This window comes from Acinetobacter sp. BIGb0102, assembly GCF_003815055.1.
GTDB lineage: Bacteria > Pseudomonadota > Gammaproteobacteria > Pseudomonadales > Moraxellaceae > Acinetobacter > Acinetobacter vivianii.
Window position 1 is genome coordinate 242,908 of the sequence record NZ_RKQE01000010.1, and the last position, 15,992, is coordinate 258,899.

Sequence of the window (15,992 nt, forward strand, 5' to 3'; positions counted from 1 at the left end):
ATGATTAATACAACATATAAACTAATTTCAAAATTTAACCAGAAAGAACGTACCTATGGTCAGTATTTTGAAAAAGAGCAAATCGATATTGATCGATTAAAAGTGATGTACTCTATTTATGAACAATATTATGAAAACACCAGATTTTCTATATTTGCAGAGGATTTTAAAAAGAAAAGTGGTGTAATTCTGGTTTTTAATTCACAAACCGATGAAATCGTGGGTTTCTCTACAGTCGTTGTGCAACATTTCTATTTAAATGGCAAGGACTATACCGTTTTATTTAGCGGTGATACTGTGATTTTAAGAGAGTTTTGGGGAACGCGTTCGCTGCAAAGCACCATGCTCAAACTGATGATCAAGTTAAGAATCAGATATCCATTTAATGAGCTGTACTGGTTGCTGATTTCTAAGGGTTATAAAACCTATTTATTACTTGCCAATAATTATTATGTGTACTACCCAAATATCAAAGATGAAAATCAGCATCTCTCCTCAGTCATTGAACATTACTGCGAAAACTTCTTTGGCGAATATTATGATAAAGAAGCTGGATTATTAAATTTTGGTGAGGATTATCAACCATTAAAAGGTGAAATTGCACCGATTACAGCTGAAATGAGAGAAAAGAATCCAAATATTCATTTCTTTGAGCAGAAAAATCCAACCTGGAGCATTGGCACTGAACTCCCATGTATTGGACGTATGGGCTGGAAAGATATTGCCCGTTTTCCAGTGAAGCTCATGAGAAAGCCAGTCAGCAAAGGCAAATGTGAGGCGATTTTAACGACTAAAACCAACCGTAGAGAGGCCATCCAATGAAACCGAATGAATGGCTAACAACAGGCTCGCATCTTATTTTAAAGCAATGGTGCAATGCATCTGATCGTAATTTTCAAAAACAGTTTAATGCATTAGAAGCAACACAACGTCAAATTTTGCATTCGATTTTACAAACCTCAAGCTTTGCGAAAGATAAAAAAGTTCAAAACTATGAGCAGTTTGTAAAATCATTTTCTGCCACGCGTTACGGCGCTTGGCGAGAAGAAATTCAACGCTATCGTGAGCAAAAGGTGGCGCTTTCCAGCAGCAAGCTGGTGCGTTTTCAACCGACCAGTGGTTCAAGCGAACAGATCAAATTTATTCCTTATACCAAGTTGTTTTTAGATGAACTTGATCATGCGATTGCACCGTGGTTAGCCAGTATGTATCGCAAGTGTCCTCAACTCAGCTCGGGCACACATTACTGGTCAGTGTCATGGTTGCCTGAAAGTCAGCGAGAAGTTTTGAAAGACAAAAACTTAAATGATGACAGTGCATTATTGGGGATGGGTAAACGGATTTTATCGAAGTTTACCCAAGCTGTTCCAAGTAATGTGGCTTTTGCCGCGAATGCCGATGATGCATTATTTGCGACAATCTGTTATTTGGTTGCAAACCGAAATCTGGCGATGATCTCTGTCTGGAGTCCAACTTTTGCATTGCAACTCTTAGATCGTTTAGAGGCAATGCAACAAGAAGTCATTGAGGTACTTGAAAGTGGTTTATGGGGAGGTCGCCAAATTTCACTCAAAGAAGTTACTGCGCCATATAGCCCTGAAAGTGCTCAGGCTTTAATTAGCAGTTCCAATGGCGAGCAGATTGATTTCAAAAAACTCTGGCCAAAATTAAGTCTAGTGTCCAGTTGGGATACCGCTGGTTCCAAAGCTTGGGCCGAGAAATTGCAACAACGCCTTCCATCTGTGCAATTTGAAGGCAAAGGCTTGTGGGCGACTGAAGGTGTGGTGACCATTCCATATAACGATCAATATCCGCTTGCTTATCAGAGTCATTTTTATGAGTTTGAGTATCTTGAAGGTGAGAAGCAGGGCCAGATTATCCCGTCATGGGAACTCAAAGCTGGTGATGTAGTGAGCCCCATTATTACTTCGGGCAATGGTTTACTCCGTTATTGTCTAGATGATTGTTTGCGTGTCACAGGTTTTCTGCAACAAATCCCTTGTTTCGAGTTTCAGGGACGTCGTTTTGGCGTTGATCTGGTGGGAGAGAAACTTGCACCTGAAACGGCGCAACAACTACTTTCACAGCTTAATGAAACGGAATCTAAAGCAATCTCTTTGCTTGCCATAGATACAGAACAACAGGTTAAACCTTTTTATTGTGTCCTGTTCGAAGGAGAAATCCATCACAGCATTAACGATGAATATATTGATCGTATCTTGCGCCAGAACTTCCATTATGAACTTGCCCGCAATCTCGGTCAGTTAGATCAGCCGCAGATTCGTCAAGCCCATAATGGTTGGAATGCTTATAAGAAACTGGTCATGTTTGACGGCATTATTGAAGGCAATATCAAGCCTGAACCCTTAAAGAAAATTACCCTGAATAGTTTGGAACAACTATGAAGAAAGGGATAATGCAATTTAATAATCAGCTTTTTAAGTCCACGCATATTGCACTATGCGTGGGGATGTTGTTCGTTTCAAATAACGTGACTGCGATGACTTTAGATGAGGCATTGTCAGCAAGTTTAAGACATGAAAGTCAACTCGAAGTAAGTCGCTTAAGTGTGAATCAATCTACAGCAATGCTTGAGCAGGCCAAACAGCGAGATGGTTTAAAAGTTAATCTGGTCGGGCAACTGGATTATGAGCGGGTGGAAACACCTGCTCAGGTCATGTTTCCAACTGAAGGCAACCGTAAGGGCCGAAGTCTGCAATTACAACTGGATTATCCCGTCTACACCTCTGGACGACATCGCTTAGGGGTTGATGTGGCGAAAAATCAGTTATCTGCACAAGCGCAGGGTTTATCGGATCAAAGATCGGAAACCATTCTGAATACGGTCATGGTCTATACCGATGTATTAAAAAAGAAAGCGATTTTAGAGCTGCGGAAAAAGACCATGTCTAATCTGCAACGCTCGCTTTATGAATCACAACGACGTTTTGATGTGGGCATGATTACCCGCGCAGATCTGGCACAGGTTTTAGCTCAAGTGGCTCAAGGACAAGCTGATATTACACAGGCGCAATCCAATCTCACCGTAAGTGAAGCACAGTTTTATCAAATTACGGGGGTCACGCCTGAGAATCTTGTGTCGATTAAACATCTTCCCGTCATTTCTAATCAATTGGATGAAATCTTGGCAAAAACCAATCATCATCCTGCTTTGATGCGCGCGAAATACGAGAAGCAAGCTGCCGAGAAACAATATGCCTTAACCAAACGGGAACTCTGGCCTACAGTCATGTTGACCAGCCGTGCGGGCAAGCAGCATGAAGCCAGTTATATCGGTTCTGAAAGTAACAATTACATGGTGGGGGTACAGTTGAATGTGCCTTTGTTTGATGATGGCCTGAATCGGGCCAATACGCGAAAAGCACAGGCAGATGTCGACTTAGCTAACCAGAAAATCCGAACGCTTGAGCTTGATCTGAATCAGCGCGCACGGACGACATACGCACAACTGCAAACCATTCGACAAAATAAAGAGGCACTTCAAAATGCTATAGATGCGGCGTCGATTGCTTTTGTTTATACCCGAAAAGAGTTTGAGTTAGGGACCAAAACAACCTTTGATTTGCTCAATACCGAACAAAAATTATTGGATGTACAGACCCAGAAAACAGTTAATGAACAGGATGAAGTTGTTTTTGTCTATCAACTTCTTGATCAAATGGGACAATTAAATCAGCTGGTTCCAAACCAGACCACAACACAGGTGAATAATGAATGAAAACAAATCCACCGACATCAACTGAAAGCAGCTTGATTACACGTGAAGCCACATTGGCAGATGATCAGGCTTTACGTGAACTGATTGCCGTGCCAATGACCACCAAAGGCGTGCAAATCAGCTTTCAGCGCGAACCGAGTTATTTTAAGGCATCAGATATCTTGTATCGACATAAACTGCATGTGGTGATTGAAGATACCGAGAATCAGAAGAATGTTGCGTGTTACAGCAACGGCCATCGTCCATGTTATGTCGATAACGCGGTACAAAATGTGCGATATGCCAGTGATTTGCGGGTTGATCCCAATTATCGGGGTAAATCATTGGTCAAGATTCTTGGTGCACACGTCAAACAGACGCTCCATGAACCTGATTTTAGCCAAATGATTATTTTCAATGATAATTATGCCGCAAGAGCTGCCATACAAACCGGTAAAACAGGAATTCCGGATTACTATGATGAAGGTCTGATCGAAACTTTGACTTTGACCCATTTAGGGACAAAACGTGATATCGATGCATTCTTAGAAATGACCAAGCACACAGAAATAGGCAACATCCATTCTCGTGTTGCTAAACCAGAAGATATCCCTGCAATGAATGCGTTTATTGCTGCAATGGCACAGCACTATAATTTTATTCCTGCTTATAATTTTGAAGAACTGCAAGCAGGGCATCACTATTTTACGGGTCTACAATTGTCAGACTTTCAATTGTATTTTCAGAATGAAAAATTAGTCGGTATGTTTGGATTGTGGGATCAGCATAGCCTGAAGCAAACCAAAATCCTGCATTACAGCCCCTTAATTGGTGTATTTCGTCCTGTTTATAATTTATTGACCAAAATCACCAAAGCAATGCCATTGCCGAAACTAGGTGATTCGCTCAAATATCATGTGTTACACAGCTTATTGTCTCATCCACGACATTTGGGGCTGCACCATTTAATGCTTGAAGATGCCTATCAATTGTCTAAGCAGAAAGGTGTTGGGGTAGTGAGTTTTACCTTGTCGCATCAAGATCCACGCTACCAGTTGAATCAGTTTTATAAAGGTGAACGATTAACAGGAATGCATGGCTTTATTAGTTTTGCGGGTGATCCACGTCCGAACTTTGATAAGAGTTTAATTCCATATCTGGAAGTTGGGCGGATTTGATTTGATCTATAAAAATGCCTCAAAGTATTGGAAAGTAAACTTTGAGGCATTTTGAGTAGAAGGGGGAAAATTATTGAGCTTTTAAGCTGTTTGCATATTCGACCAGTTGATCAACCACGGTTCCCCAACCTTCAAAAAAGCCCATATCCTCATGCTGTTGGCGGGTTTCCTGAGTCCGATGTCGCGCAATCGCCGTATATTTAGTTGCACCATTACCCACATCTTCAAGTAATAGAATCGCAGTCATAAATGGATTTTCAGCAGGTTTCCAGTCTTCAGTATAGGTATCAGTAAAAACCAGTTTTTCGCCGTCAATCACTTCAAGATAGACACCTTCATTTTTAATTTCATTGCCATCCACATCAAAAGTGGTATTGAATTTTCCACCCACTCTTAAATCAATTTCACAGGCCTTGATCGAGTGAGGTAGAGGAATAAAGAAGTGTTTGATATGTTCAGGTTTCGTCCAGCATTCCCAGACCAGTTCACGTGGTACATCAATCACTCTTTCTAGTTTTAAATCAGTTTTGGGATCCAGTTTCATTTTCTCTTTTCCTTTTTAATTCGAGTGCGTAACGATCAAATTGATTGAGTCTTTGTTCCCAGATGGCTCGTTGTTCACTTAACCAGTTTTGCATAGGCGTAAATGCATCAGGGGCCAAAGCACAAGTTCTGATTCGTCCATTTTTTTCAGAATGAATGAGTCCAGCCTGCTCTAATTTGTTCAAATGCTTTAGAAAAGAAGGCAGGGCCATATTATGTTGTTCAGCCAGCTCTGTGATTGAGGCTGCCCCAAAAGACAGCCGCGTTAAGATATCTCTACGCGTTGGATCACTAAGCGCACTGAACAACAAATCGAGTTTAGAATCATACTTAGCCATAGAGCTAAGTATTGTGTATTTATTGACCTAATGTCAACAAAAACTTAGCTAAAAAGCTAAGTTTTTAAAAGATGATCGCTATCATTTTGTTTTTAATATTTATTCACCAATAAGATACCGACGAAACTGAGGACTGCACCCACAGCCATTGATCCAGTAATCGGTTCTTTCAGTATAAAAAAGGCCAGTAATACAGCAAAGATCGGAACAAGATTGGTAAAAATAATGGTTTTGGATGCCCCAATGGCATGAATGGCTTGTGCATACCAGATGAAGGCCAATACGGTACCCAAAGCACCTAAATAAAGAACAGCTAGCCAACTGTTCAATGAGATATTCATAAGCGTTTTATAACTTAACTCAGGCATTGAACTGATGAAAAGAAATGCTGTCCCCCAAAGGACGGCGTATGTGGTCATAGTCAAAGCTGATGTATTCGCTTGTTTCAAGCACAAGGTATAAATCACCCAACTGAATACCGCACCACACATCATCATTTCACCAAGCCCAAAAGACTGTTGTAAGGCATTAAATACTTCACCGCGAGTCACCACCAGCAGTGTTCCAACAAGGGCAATGCAGACACCAAGATATTTGACTCTGCTTAACTTTTCGTTAAAGAAAATACGCATGATCAAGACGGTCAGGATAGGTGACAAACTGACAAATAAAGCCGTTCGACCTGCCTCAATTCGGGAAAGCGCAGCAAAGAAAAACAGGTTATAAGCGCATATCCCAGTTAAACCCATCAGAATTGCATAGATATGCTGTTGAGTGGAAAGACGGGGAAAGCCGCCTGCTGTTTTGATCAGTAAAATAAGCAGTAAGATGGCAGCAATTGTGAAGCGTAACAGTGCAGATAAAGTTGGAGAAACTTCTGTGGCAAGAATACGTCCAGCGACAAAGGTGCCACCCCACATCAAAGCCACACAGATCAATTTAAAATAAACAGTACAACGTGGCAGAGAAATTGCGAAATGGCGCATGAGGTTTTTAATCAATACAGAATTGAATCAAATCGTAAAACTAATTTATCTTTATAGTAAAATGAGCTTTTACTCATGAATGATCCATCATGACGCTAACTCAACTCGAAATCTTTTCAAAACTGGCAGAATTAAAAAACTTTACCCTGACCGCACAGCAACTGAATATTTCACAGTCTGCGATTTCACATGCACTGAAATCCCTAGAAAAGAAATGGGAAACTCAGCTATTTTATCGAAATAACAATGAAGTTGAACTTACCGCAGCAGGGCAAGGTTTGCTGCCTTATGTGAATGAAATGCTCAATGTCTCAACCATCATTCATCAACAGGTCATGGACCACAAAGGCTTTAAAACAGGGAGTTTGCGTATCGGCTCCTTTGGCGCATCTTCTTCCAATGTATTGCTTCCATTGATTTTAGAAAATTTTAGTCGGGAATATCCTGAGATCGACGTGTTGATTTTTGAAGGAACAGATAAAGAGGTGTTGCAATGGATAGATGAGCGCAAAGTTGATCTTGGTTTTGTGGTTTTACCTGAGTCTCGCTTTGATACTTTTGCTGTATTGGAAGATATCTTTGTAGCTTTGATACCAAAGCATTTACCGATTGCCCAACAAGCTGCTGTCAAACTGGAAGAGTTGATGGATTATCCTTTTATTTTGACCAGTGCAGGCAGTCAAAATCATGTGCTGGAATTGTTTCGTGCAGCTCAACTAACACCTCAAGTGAAGTACCATCTCTCTCAAATCCTGTCGATTTTAAATATGGTAAATAGCAATGCAGCGGTATCTATTGTGGCTGATTTATCTCTTGATCAAAACATTTTGCAACTGTATCCCAATATCGTAAAACGACCGTTATCACCAAATATTAAACGCTCAATTGGCTTGGCTGTGAAGAACAAGCAGCAAATGACGCCGATTGCAAAGGCATTTATTGAGATTGCAACACAACTGTAAATATCCGGTTCAATCATCAACAATTCAGCTGACTGTTCATAAAAAGGCTAGAAAAACAGACAAAAGTTATCAATTACACAAAATACTTCTATAATAGCGGCCATTATTACTAAGGTCAGTGGTCGATCGTGCTTAAATGACCTTAGCCACAGCTTTCTTTTTTAAGTCTATTTCATATCTACGATTCGGCTTATCAATCAATATTTTCACTCTTGTGTGCTTGCAACGCATAAGAATATTTAGGTGTTCGCATGGAAATTAAGGTTAATTATCTCGACAATCTTCGACAAGAGGCGAAGTTTGATGATTTTACGGTAATCGCCGATCAGCCCATTCGCTATAAGGGCGATGGCTCTGCGCCCGGTCCATTCGACTATTTCCTTGCTTCATCTGCGTTGTGTGCGGCTTACTTTGTCAAAGTGTATTGTGCTGCGCGTGACATTCCAACGGATAATATTCGTTTATCACAAAATAATATTGTAGATCCTGAAAACCGCTATAAACAGATTTTTAAAATTCAGGTTGAACTTCCAGCGGATATTTCTGAAAAAGACCGTCAAGGGATCTTGCGTTCAATTGATCGCTGTACGGTAAAAAAGGTGATTCAGACTGGCCCTGAATTTGTGATTGAAGAAGTGGAAAGTATTGATGCAGATGCGCAAGCGTTGCTGATGCCAAGCCTGACTTCAGAAAACAATACTTATATTCTGGGCAAAGACCTGCCGCTAGAACAAACCATTGCCAATATGTCTGAGATTTTGGCTGGTTTAGGCATGAAGATTGAAATTGCATCATGGCGTAATATTGTGCCGAATGTGTGGTCATTACACATCCGCGATGCACAGTCTCCAATGTGTTTTACCAATGGTAAAGGCTCAACGAAAGAGAGTGCTTTGGCATCGGCTTTAGGTGAATTCATTGAACGTTTAAACTGTAATTTCTTCTATAACGACCAGTTCTGGGGTGAGGAAATTGCCAATGCAGAATTTGTGCATTATCCAGATGAAAAATGGTTTAAGCCGGGGCCAAATGGTGAGTTACCAAAAGAAATTCTGGATGAATACTCTCTCGAAATTTATAACCCTGATGATGAGTTACTGGGCACACATCTGTACGACACTAACTCAGGTAATACTGAACGTGGTATCTGTTCATTACCATTTGTACGTCAATCTGACAATGAAACTGTCTATTTCCCTTCAAATCTGATTGAAAACCTATATCTCAGTAATGGCATGAGCGCGGGCAATACTTTGGCTGAAGCTCAGGTTCAATGCTTATCTGAAATTTTTGAACGTGCGGTGAAACGTGAAATCTTGGAAGGTGAAATTGCCTTGCCAGACGTACCACAAGAGGTATTGGCAAAATACCCAGGTATCGTGGCAGGTATCCAAGGTCTGGAAGAACAAGGCTTCCCAGTGCTTGTCAAAGATGCTTCATTAGGCGGTCAATTCCCTGTAATGTGTGTGACGCTAATGAACCCACGCACAGGCGGTGTCTTTGCCTCATTTGGCGCGCACCCAAGTTTTGAAGTCGCTTTAGAACGTAGTTTGACTGAACTACTACAAGGTCGTAGTTTCGAAGGTTTAAATGACTTACCGCAACCGACTTTCCAAAGCAATGCGGTGACCGAACCAAACAACTTTGTTGAGCACTTCATTGATTCAAGTGGTTTGGTCTCTTGGCGTTTCTTTAGTGCTAAATCTGATTATGACTTTGTAGAATGGGACTTCACCAATGAAGGTGAAAACTCGAATGCTGAGGAAGCGGCTGAGTTGTTTGGCATCCTTGAAGAAATGGGCAAAGAAGTCTACATGGCGGTGTATGAGCACTTAGGTGCAACAGCATGTCGTATTCTGGTGCCTGATTATTCTGAAATTTATCTGGTTGAAGACCTGATTTGGGACAATACCAATAAAGCCTTGTTATTCCGTGAAGATATTCTCAATCTACATCGTTTAGATGAAGCACAGCTGGAAGCATTGGTCGAGCGTTTAGAAGAATGCGAACTGGATGATTACACTGAAATCACGACATTAATTGGTATTGAGTTTGATGACAATACCGTTTGGGGTCAGTTAACGCTGCTTGAATTGAAGTTATTGATCTATGTTGCATTGCAACAGTTTGAAGAAGCCAAAGAGCTGGTTGAGACCTTCTTGCAGTACAACACCAACACGGTAGAACGTGGTTTATTCTACCAGTGCATGAATGTCGTGCTTGAAGTGTTGCTCGATGACGAAATGGAACTGGAAGATTACGAGATCAATTTCCGCCGTATGTTTGGCAATGAACGTATGGACGCGGTTATCGGCTCGGTTGAAGGTACGGTTCGTTTCTATGGTTTAACCCCAACCAATATGCAACTGGAAGGACTTGACCGTCATTTACGTTTAATTGACAGCTATAAAAAATTGCACAAAGCGCGTGCGAAAGCAGTTGGCTTAAATGTCTAAAACACGTTAAATATTCATTTAAAAAGTGCATGTTGATCATGCACTTTTTTATAAAAAGAACATAAAACTTAAGCATTCAAAATTTTAATAAATAGATCCCTTGACCTTGCAATTATTGGAAGGACTACCGTGTTGTTAATAAGGGGAGATTTAGTAGATCTCATCTATTAACTGCATTACTCCCTTTATTTTCATTAACATAGTACATCCATTTCCTCTTAAATAAGGGTAATGCGACTAAGCAAAAGGGAAAAAAGAATGCGTGAACAACACTCTGTAACAATGCCCAATTCAAATGACTCAAGTGATACTTATAGTCTTTCAACACGTGCTTATATGGAAGCGAGTAATCGTATGCATATCGATATGAGAATTAATTATACAGGTAATGCAGACATTGATTTCATGTTGGGAATGATTCCACATCATCAAGGTGCAGTAAATATGGCTAGAATTGCTTTGAAATATGGTTGTGACCCTGAAGTGTATAGATTGGCAACAGATATCATCATGGCTCAGGAGCTGGAAATAAAAGTGATGAATGCTTGGCTCAAACGTCATCAGCTATAAGACTTGGGTGAACTGATTTGATAATAAAAGGCTTGGATATCAAGCCTTTTATTGTTTGATCTTTGACTTTTTAAAAGATGAAAAGGGTAGTAATTATGCCAAAAATAAAGATTCTCCCACATGAAAAAATCTGTCCTGAAGGCTCAGAACTGGAAATCAACAAAGGTGCAAATTTATGTAGGAGTTTGCTTGATCATGGTATCGAAATCGAACATGCCTGTGATCTTTCAGGGGCATGTACTACATGTCATGTAATTATTAAAAAAGGATTTGATAGCTTACAGGAAATGGGAGATATCGAAGCAGATCTTCTCGATCGTGCTTGGGGACTTACCTCAGAATCACGTCTTTCCTGTCAAGTCAGCGTTCTAGAAGTCTCATTGGAAATAGAGATTCCTAGATATACAGTCAATTACATTTCAGAAAAAAAGGATTAATCACATAATTCTTAAATTTTAAATCCCTGAAGGTCTTGACCTTACTATAATGGGAACGTTTATATTAGGTTCATATCCTCATCTGATTGGAGTTGTATGATGGAATTTTATGTAGAAAATATGACCTGTGGTGGCTGTGCACGTGGCGTAACACGCGCGATTCAGGAAGTGGATGCCAATGCAAAGGTCATCACTGATCCACCTAACCGCAGTGTAAAAGTAGAAACCACAGCATCACAACAGCAAGTGGCTGATGCATTAACAGAAGCAGGTTTTCCACCACGTTAATCTGTATCTAATAAAAAAAAGCGGCTGATATAGCCGCTTTTTTTTATTTCAAGAAAATACTAAAAAATTAAAAGGCCATATGTCTATAGCCTTGTAATAAATCTTATTTGCGCCCAGTTAAAGGTGAGAGCGAGAGCAGATCATTATGATGGTGGATATCCTTCATTTCATGACTCGGTTCTCTCAAGCCCTCAAGAATTGGACAGTCAGGACGATTGTCACCAGCGCAGCAATCCACCAAAGTTTGCAAGGTTTGCGCCATTTGCTGTAAATCCTGAATGCGTTCTTCTAACTTATGGATATGTGCCTGAGCCAGATGTTTTACATCCGCGCTATGCCTGTTGCGATTGTTCCATAAATCCAGCAGATCGGTAATTTCTGCTACGGAGAAGCCCAATTCACGACTACGTTTAATAAATTTCAAACGCTCAACATCATTATCTGAATAAGAACGATAACCCGCATTGCTACGACCAGCCGCTGGAATCAAACCTATCTGCTCGTAATAACGGATCATCTTGGCAGTCACGCCAGAAGCCTGAGATACTTTACCAATATTCATAACATCCTCCATTAGCGGCTGCGTGTAGAAGGTGGCTGGAAACGACGTAAACGTAATGCATTACCCAGCACAAAGACACTAGACAGTGCCATCGCACCCGCTGCAAAGATAGGTGACATCAGGATACCATAGGCTGGATAGAGTAGCCCTGCAGCCACAGGAATCAACAGGGTATTGTAAGCAAAGGCCCAAAACAGGTTCTGGTGAATATTGCCAATCGTCGCTTTGGATAAAGCAATGGCATTGGCTACACCTTGCAGATTGCCTGACATTAACACCACATCCGCAGACTCAATCGCAACATCTGTGCCCGTACCAATGGCAAGACCTACATCCGCTTCTGCAAGCGCAGGAGCATCATTAATACCATCACCGACAAAGGCAATATTGCCATATTTTGCTTTTAACTGTTGTACTGCTTTGACTTTGCCTTCAGGTAGAACTTCTGCAATCACTTCGTCGATGCCCAGTTGTTTGGCAATCGCATGGGCCGTACGCGCATTGTCACCAGTAATCATGGCCACTTTTAAACCGAGCTGATGTAATGCCTGAATGGCTGCTGGTGTTGATTCTTTAATCGGATCTGCGACAGCGATAATTCCAGCAAGTGCGCCATCAATGGCAACATAGAGTGGCGATTTGCCTTCATCACCTAAACGTTGTGCTGTAGCCGCAAAAGGTGCAACATCAATACCCATTTGAGTCATATAGCGATCTGCACCAATCTGAATGGCCTGACCATTTACGCTGGCGTCAACACCCATACCTGTCACTGACTCAAACCGCTCAACTTGCGGAAGTCCCAGTTGTTGCTGTTTCGCTGCATCGACAATGGCTTTAGCAATCGGATGTTCTGAGCGCGCTTCAACAGCCGCAACCAGACTCAACACCTCATCGCGTTGAAAAGAGGGAGTCACTTCAAAATCTGTCAGTACAGGATGACCTTCGGTTAATGTGCCTGTTTTATCCACCGCAACCACTTGAGCATCTTTTAGCAGTTGTAAAGCTTCGCCTTTACGGAACAATACACCTAACTCTGCGCCACGGCCTGTACCGACCATAATCGAAGTAGGTGTTGCCAATCCCATTGCACATGGACATGCGATAATCAGTACCGCAACAGCATTGACTAAAGCGAAAGTTAAAGCGGGTGATGGCCCAAAAATCAGCCAGACGAGGAAAGTTAGTAGGGCAGCCAACATGACGGCAGGCACAAACCATAATGTCACTTTATCAACCACTGCCTGAATCGGCATTTTAGAACCTTGCGCTTGCTCAACCAGACGGATAATTTGCGCAAGCATGGTGTCGCCACCCACAGCCAGCGCTTTAAAACTCAAGTTGCCATTTTGGTTAATGGTTCCGCCCACCACCTGACTGCCAATATTTTTCTCAACAGGAATAGGCTCGCCTGTAATCATGGATTCATCAACGAAGCTTTGACCTTCAACCACTTCACCATCGACAGGGATTCGTTCACCAGGTTTCACCATCACAAAGTCGCCAGCAATCACTTGATCGATTGGAATGTCGATAATTTGACCATTGCGTGAAACATGAGCAACTTTTGCCTGTAAGCTGACCAAACGTTGAATTGCTTCCGAAGTTCGACCTTTGGCCTTGGCTTCAAGAAACCGTCCCAATAGGATTAAAGCCACAATAACGGCTGCTGCTTCATAGTAAACATTGACGGTTCCTGCTGGCAGTAGCGTCGGTGTAAAAGTAGCGACCAGTGAGAAGAGATAAGCGGCTAAAGTCCCGACTGCCACCAAAGAGTTCATATCGGGTGCTAAACGGAATAAGGCAGGAATGCCTTTACTATAAAAACGTCGCCCCGGAATAATCAGGACTAAAGTGGTTAAAACAAATTGCAAGTACCAACTGTTTTGAATCCCAATGCTGTGTTCAATCAGATGATGAATACCCGGAATCAGGTGAGAACCCATTTCCAGAATAAACACAGGTAAGGCCAGAATCGTGGCAAGGATCAGGTCTCGTTTGAGTTCAGCTCTTTCCTGATCTTTCTTCTCAAGTTGTTCTGTTTGATCTGGCGCCGCCGCTTGAATTTCTTTGGCATCGTAACCCGCTTTATCAATCGCTGCGATGAGGCTTTCAATACTGGCCGTACCATTTACGGTCGCACGTTCTGTAGCGAGATTGACATTGGCTGTTTTTACGCCTGCTACAGCATTCAATGCTTTTTCAACCCGACTCACACACGAAGCACAGGTCATCCCCTCAATAGAAAGCTCTACTGTATTGGCAGGGACGTCATAACCCGTTCGCTCAATTGCCTGAATCAGTACTTGTCGATCTATCGGTTTAGCCAAGGTGATATCTGCACGTTCAGTGGCTAAATTCACGGAGGCGGATTGTACACCTTCAACTTTTTTTAAGGCAGTTTCGACACGACCGACACAACTGGCGCAGGTCATTCCTTCAACTTGAAGTGAAACTTTTATATTTTTAGTCTCTGTATTTGTTTGGGTTTCCATAAGTAAGACCTATAGAGTTAATTCTGATTGCTTAAAGCATAGACCTTAACATTATAGGAAGGTCAAGAAGTAATACGAACTTTTATTGCGTAGAAAGATTAAATATTCATATTTAAAAATAAGTATTTGTTTTATTTAATATTTTAAATCTCAATAGATCTACTAAAAAATATATTGTGGACGCTTGACCTTACAATTATTAGAAACTCTAGCATCAAGGTGATTACTACAGAAACCGATTAAAGACTCTGTAGCCTTACATATGAAGGTAAGCACCATGAAAAAACAGATTTCAACTATTGCTATTGTTATAGGCGTTACGATATGGGGCGGATTAATCTATACCGCCAAAAATAAATCAGATCACTCTAAAGCAGTAGAACCAGCAACGGAGTCACACTTCCCGCAAGTACCTGTGGCTGAAGTTATTGTGGAAGAAGTACATCCTACTATTGAATATACAGGTTATTTATCAGCACCACAGCAAGTTGAGTTAAAATCTCGTATTGGTGGGGTTATTCAGAGTGTAAGCTTTCCAGAAGGAGGTTCTGTTCGTAAAGGCCAATTGCTTTTTAAGATCGATCCTGAACCGTTCCAAGTCATATTAAATAGTGCCGAAGCCAGACTCAAAGCGACAGAGATTCAGTATCAACAAGCTGTTTCAGACTTTAATCGGGCCAATAAACTCGTCGAAAGTGGAGCGATTTCCAGAAAAATTTATGATGATGCTTTAGCTGCTAAGAATAATCGTCAAGCGCAAATTCAAGAAGCTCAAGCTGCTGTTCAAGCCGCTAAACTAGATCTCTCTTATACCAATATTACTGCACCGATCTCTGGACGGATCGATAGGATTTTGGTAACGGCAGGCAACCTAATTGTTGGGGGGAATATGGCAAATGCTACACCGCTTACAACACTTGTCTCTGTAAATCCTCTACATGTTTATTTTGACTTAGATGAAAAAACTTTTCTTGATTTAAAAGAGCTTAGAAAAACGGTCCCATATCAGTTACCTATTGCAATGGGGCTGGCAAATACAGATACCTATCCATATATAGGTCAGCTTAATTTTATCAGCAATCAGATTGATCAACAGACAGGTACACTCCGAGTAAGAGCGTCAGTCAGCAATGAAAAAGGAGAACTATCTCCTGGGATGTTCGCGCGAATCAAGTTAACAACGGGTCCTAAAAAACAGACTATTTTAATTGATGATCAGGCTGTGGGTACAGATCAAGGGAAGAATTATGTTCTGGTATTGGGAGCCGAAAATAAAGTTGAATTACGCCCCGTAAAATTAGGCCCTATGCTAGAGCAGTTACGTGTAATTGAAAGTGGTTTAGCGAAGGGAGATAAAATTATTATTAAAGGGTTAGTTGGGCCTGGAATGCAAATTACCCCCGATATGGTTCCAATGAAAGCTTTTACACCACTACAAAAAATGAAAGAGGGGGACTAA

At 41.2% G+C, this 15,992-nt stretch carries 15 protein-coding genes; 10 read left to right on the plus strand and 5 right to left on the minus strand.

Features of this window, described 5'->3' with window-relative positions:
* From EC846_RS03970 to EC846_RS03985, 4 genes are read left to right on the plus strand one after another with little or no spacing between them, the layout of a single operon-like run.
* Nucleotides 1-822 (plus strand): hypothetical protein, encoded by an 822-nt coding sequence (locus EC846_RS03970; protein WP_047427667.1) that lies wholly within the window; start codon nt 1-3, stop codon nt 820-822.
* On the plus strand, nt 819-2,405 hold the full coding sequence (locus EC846_RS03975; protein ID WP_123774265.1) for a GH3 family domain-containing protein: 1,587 nt from the start codon (nt 819-821) through the stop codon (nt 2,403-2,405). The genes EC846_RS03970 and EC846_RS03975 overlap by 4 nt, the downstream gene beginning before the upstream one ends.
* Nucleotides 2,402-3,739, plus strand: coding sequence for a TolC family protein (locus tag EC846_RS03980; RefSeq protein WP_123774266.1), 1,338 nt, complete (start codon nt 2,402-2,404; stop codon nt 3,737-3,739). The genes EC846_RS03975 and EC846_RS03980 overlap by 4 nt, the downstream gene beginning before the upstream one ends.
* Complete coding sequence (locus tag EC846_RS03985; protein WP_123774267.1) at nt 3,736-4,896, plus strand: hypothetical protein; 1,161 nt, start codon at nt 3,736-3,738, stop codon at nt 4,894-4,896. The genes EC846_RS03980 and EC846_RS03985 overlap by 4 nt, the downstream gene beginning before the upstream one ends.
* Nucleotides 4,897-4,966: 70 nt before the next feature.
* On the opposite strand, the gene EC846_RS03990 is transcribed toward EC846_RS03985, so the two are convergent.
* The 3 genes from EC846_RS03990 to EC846_RS04000 form a co-directional block, all read right to left on the minus strand.
* A complete protein-coding gene (locus tag EC846_RS03990) occupies nt 4,967-5,440 on the minus strand; it encodes an SRPBCC family protein (protein WP_123774268.1) in 474 nt (157 codons plus the stop codon).
* The gene (locus EC846_RS03995; RefSeq protein WP_123774269.1) at nt 5,418-5,777 is read right to left on the minus strand and encodes an ArsR/SmtB family transcription factor; all 360 of its coding nucleotides are present in this window, start codon (nt 5,775-5,777) and stop codon (nt 5,418-5,420) included. Before EC846_RS03995 ends, EC846_RS03990 begins: the two co-directional genes overlap by 23 nt.
* Before the next feature lie 92 nt (nt 5,778-5,869).
* Nucleotides 5,870-6,763 carry a DMT family transporter gene (locus EC846_RS04000; RefSeq protein ID WP_123774270.1) on the minus strand — a complete coding sequence of 298 codons (894 nt, stop codon included), beginning with the start codon at nt 6,761-6,763 and terminating at the stop codon, nt 5,870-5,872.
* Nucleotides 6,764-6,852: 89 nt separating this feature from the next.
* Between EC846_RS04000 and EC846_RS04005 the strand changes: the two genes are divergently transcribed.
* The 5 genes from EC846_RS04005 (at nt 6,853) to EC846_RS04025 (ending at nt 11,476) form a co-directional block, all read left to right on the plus strand.
* A complete protein-coding gene (locus tag EC846_RS04005) occupies nt 6,853-7,725 on the plus strand; it encodes a LysR family transcriptional regulator (RefSeq protein ID WP_123774271.1) in 873 nt (290 codons plus the stop codon).
* A gap of 251 nt (nt 7,726-7,976) precedes the next feature.
* On the plus strand, nt 7,977-10,181 hold the full coding sequence (locus EC846_RS04010) for an OsmC domain/YcaO domain-containing protein (protein WP_123774272.1): 2,205 nt from the start codon (nt 7,977-7,979) through the stop codon (nt 10,179-10,181).
* Nucleotides 10,182-10,439: 258 nt separating this feature from the next.
* Entirely contained in the window at nt 10,440-10,751 is a 312-nt protein-coding gene (locus tag EC846_RS04015) for a DUF305 domain-containing protein (protein ID WP_123774273.1), read from the plus strand.
* A 95-nt stretch (nt 10,752-10,846) separates the two neighbouring features.
* Nucleotides 10,847-11,188, plus strand: a complete 342-nt coding sequence (fdx, locus tag EC846_RS04020; RefSeq protein ID WP_123774274.1) for an ISC system 2Fe-2S type ferredoxin — start codon at nt 10,847-10,849, stop codon at nt 11,186-11,188.
* Between the two features lie 99 nt (nt 11,189-11,287).
* The gene (locus EC846_RS04025; RefSeq protein WP_123774561.1) at nt 11,288-11,476 is read left to right on the plus strand and encodes a heavy-metal-associated domain-containing protein; all 189 of its coding nucleotides are present in this window, start codon (nt 11,288-11,290) and stop codon (nt 11,474-11,476) included.
* Between the two features lie 103 nt (nt 11,477-11,579).
* Here EC846_RS04025 and cueR read toward each other — a convergent pair whose 3' ends face one another.
* A complete protein-coding gene (cueR, locus tag EC846_RS04030; protein WP_005257759.1) occupies nt 11,580-12,038 on the minus strand; it encodes a Cu(I)-responsive transcriptional regulator in 459 nt (152 codons plus the stop codon).
* Between the two features lie 11 nt (nt 12,039-12,049).
* Nucleotides 12,050-14,533: a heavy metal translocating P-type ATPase gene (locus EC846_RS04035; protein ID WP_123774275.1), complete on the minus strand. Its 2,484-nt coding sequence runs from the start codon at nt 14,531-14,533 to the stop codon at nt 12,050-12,052.
* Nucleotides 14,534-14,810: 277 nt separating this feature from the next.
* On the opposite strand from EC846_RS04035, the gene EC846_RS04040 reads away from it, so the two are divergent.
* Complete coding sequence (locus EC846_RS04040) at nt 14,811-15,992, plus strand: efflux RND transporter periplasmic adaptor subunit (protein WP_123774276.1); 1,182 nt, start codon at nt 14,811-14,813, stop codon at nt 15,990-15,992.

Bases quoted from the DNA above. Each gene is read 5' to 3' on its own strand.
- EC846_RS03970 (WP_047427667.1), top strand. From the start codon at position 1: ATGATTAATACAACATATAAACTAATTTCAAAATTTAACCAGAAAGAA.
- EC846_RS03975 (WP_123774265.1), top strand. From the start codon at position 819: ATGAAACCGAATGAATGGCTAACAACAGGCTCGCATCTTATTTTAAAG.
- EC846_RS03980 (WP_123774266.1), top strand. From the start codon at position 2,402: ATGAAGAAAGGGATAATGCAATTTAATAATCAGCTTTTTAAGTCCACG.
- EC846_RS03985 (WP_123774267.1), top strand. From the start codon at position 3,736: ATGAAAACAAATCCACCGACATCAACTGAAAGCAGCTTGATTACACGT.
- EC846_RS03990 (WP_123774268.1), bottom strand. From the start codon at position 5,440: ATGAAACTGGATCCCAAAACTGATTTAAAACTAGAAAGAGTGATTGAT.
- EC846_RS03995 (WP_123774269.1), bottom strand. From the start codon at position 5,777: ATGGCTAAGTATGATTCTAAACTCGATTTGTTGTTCAGTGCGCTTAGT.
- EC846_RS04000 (WP_123774270.1), bottom strand. From the start codon at position 6,763: ATGCGCCATTTCGCAATTTCTCTGCCACGTTGTACTGTTTATTTTAAA.
- EC846_RS04005 (WP_123774271.1), top strand. From the start codon at position 6,853: ATGACGCTAACTCAACTCGAAATCTTTTCAAAACTGGCAGAATTAAAA.
- EC846_RS04010 (WP_123774272.1), top strand. From the start codon at position 7,977: ATGGAAATTAAGGTTAATTATCTCGACAATCTTCGACAAGAGGCGAAG.
- EC846_RS04015 (WP_123774273.1), top strand. From the start codon at position 10,440: ATGCGTGAACAACACTCTGTAACAATGCCCAATTCAAATGACTCAAGT.
- fdx (WP_123774274.1), top strand. From the start codon at position 10,847: ATGCCAAAAATAAAGATTCTCCCACATGAAAAAATCTGTCCTGAAGGC.
- EC846_RS04025 (WP_123774561.1), top strand. From the start codon at position 11,288: ATGGAATTTTATGTAGAAAATATGACCTGTGGTGGCTGTGCACGTGGC.
- cueR (WP_005257759.1), bottom strand. From the start codon at position 12,038: ATGAATATTGGTAAAGTATCTCAGGCTTCTGGCGTGACTGCCAAGATG.
- EC846_RS04035 (WP_123774275.1), bottom strand. From the start codon at position 14,533: ATGGAAACCCAAACAAATACAGAGACTAAAAATATAAAAGTTTCACTT.
- EC846_RS04040 (WP_123774276.1), top strand. From the start codon at position 14,811: ATGAAAAAACAGATTTCAACTATTGCTATTGTTATAGGCGTTACGATA.